Raw genomic sequence first — 2,058 nt, 5'->3', positions numbered from 1 at the left:
CTGCTTCGCTGTGGAGTTGCTGGATGGGGAGTGTGCGAGCGGCCTTCGGCCTTGGATGGTGGGGTGGGGCGGGCTTCGCCCGTTTGGGGGCGGGAGGGTGGGGGCGCTTCGCGCCTGTGGGTCGGATGGACTCGGGGCGCCAGGACGGGGTGGTCGCTCGTTCGGGTGGTCCGCAACGGCGGTTCTGCCGTTCCGCTGCATCTAACATAGCACTCCGCTAGACTCTGAGATAAGGGAAGGGTCCAAGGGAACCATGGAGCAGAATTGCCCCGATAACGCTGGTGAAAACGAAGGATACCCCTAAGCCACTCGGGCAAAGCGCAACATTTGCGTAATCGTCAGCGCGTATTTCATCCATCTACTTACGCCAGTAATTCACGAATTGAGAAGCTGCGGACCTTCGCCACAGAACGGTATCTGCGATATGGGAAAGGGTGAATTCCGACGTGCGGAGGTGCCGGAGCCGAACGGCCCCCGGGCCGGGCGGCGGAACCCGCTACGGAGACCAGCCACTCCTGTTGGTGCTTGTTCGTCACGGTCGGCACCACCCGAGACTCAGAGCCGCTGCTGCCGTCCAGTGACTCGCGCGAGGGCACGGTGCCGCACGCGAAGCAGCCTCAGCCACCTGGGGCCCGGCCGGCACCTGGTCGACGGCGGGATGGGGACGTATAGAACGATCAGGCATCACCGCAGCTCAGTGGCCATGTGATGTATCGCTGGGGGCTAGTTGAGTATCAATCCGGACGCAGCTTTCCCCTCTAGGGGAAATGATCACATGCCGTTTCGGGGCAATTCGGCGTGGCGGGTTCCCCTCCAGGGGAAACGCCCACTACGGTCAGGGCGCGTACATCGTTCCCCTCCAGGGGAAAGCCCGAGGTGAGGAGCGGTATGGGCCGGGCAAGGCCAGCAACCAACACGAGCACCGGCGAGTACCTTCAGCTGGAGCTGCTCGACAGGAACGACAAGCCGTTCGCGTGGAGCGGCGGCGGTCGGCACGTCAACGTCAGCAAGAAGCTGGGCGCGGCGCTGTTCTCGAAGGACAGCGGGTACGCGAAGAACGACAAGCTGGTCTGGGGCTACTACCTGTTCAACTCGCCGCCCGGGGACGAGCCGCTGCGGGAGAGCTTCCGCGAGATCGGCATCAACCTGGAGTTGCGGCCGAACGCAGTGAGCAAGTCCGTGGGTAACCTTCATCGAGGGGGCTACCTCCTGGAGGCGGAGAAGGTGGGCCGGGTGAAGTTCTACAAGCTGAACTCCCGGGCTGCCTACGACGGCTCCTCGGGGCAGCAGAGGCACGCCACGCAGCACGCGCGGCACCCGTCGATCACTTGCCCGCCGGAGAAGAAGGAGGCGTCATGACCACGCAGATCGCCGAGTCGTTCGTCCCGCGCTTCATGGAGGCCGCCGAGCTCAACGACCTCCTGCTCCGGTCCCAGCTCAAGCAGGGCGCCGATGTCAAGGTCCTCATGTACTACGCCACAGCCGTATGGATGGGTGAGCCGGTCCGCAGCACCGCCACGGACATCGGCCGGATGGTCGGCCTGAGCACCACCAGTGCCTCGCGCAGCATCGGCCGGCTCGCCGAGAACGGCTGGCTCCAGCTCGCCTACACCGCCGTCGGTGTGAAGTTCTACCGCCTCGGCACCAAGGCGACGGGCCTACCGCCGGCACCGCCCGAGCCTACGGACGACGACGACGCGCCCCTGGCAACTGTCCGGCACCTTCACGCCTCCTGACCCGCCCGGCCGGCCGGCCGGGCACCACGGCGCTGCACCTCACGGTGCGGCGCCGTTCTTGTGTCGCTGGGGGCGTTACATCGTTCCCCCAGGAGGGAAACGGCAGGTGGGGCAGCTATTCGAGGCTGTTTCAGGACCTCTCCCGGACTCTCTGACCTGCGGTAACGACCGCCCAAGCTGCCACCGCGATACATCGTTCCCCTCCAGGGGAAACCCTGCCGCCCGATGAGTGTTTTCCCACGTCAGTCAGCACGGTCCCTGGCATGACGTCGGTATCGCCAGTGGTACCGACGTGTTCTGGAGGAGCAGAACAAAACCGGTG

Annotated in this window: 2 protein-coding genes; both read left to right on the top strand. The window is 65.2% G+C overall.

Annotated elements, in window-relative coordinates:
- Positions 1-888: 888 nt before the first annotated feature.
- Positions 889-1,359, top strand: coding sequence for a transcriptional regulator (locus tag O3X23_RS43810; protein WP_269280980.1), 471 nt, complete (start codon positions 889-891; stop codon positions 1,357-1,359).
- Positions 1,356-1,736: a hypothetical protein gene (locus O3X23_RS43805; protein ID WP_269280976.1), complete on the top strand. Its 381-nt coding sequence runs from the start codon at positions 1,356-1,358 to the stop codon at positions 1,734-1,736. Before O3X23_RS43810 ends, O3X23_RS43805 begins: the two co-directional genes overlap by 4 nt.
- Positions 1,737-2,058 lie beyond the last annotated feature (322 nt).

It is taken from the genome of Streptomyces sp. H39-S7, assembly GCF_027158205.1.
Lineage (GTDB): Bacteria > Actinomycetota > Actinomycetes > Streptomycetales > Streptomycetaceae > Actinacidiphila.
Note: the sequence above shows the minus strand (reverse complement) of the source record. Positions and strands in the feature narration are given on the sequence as shown.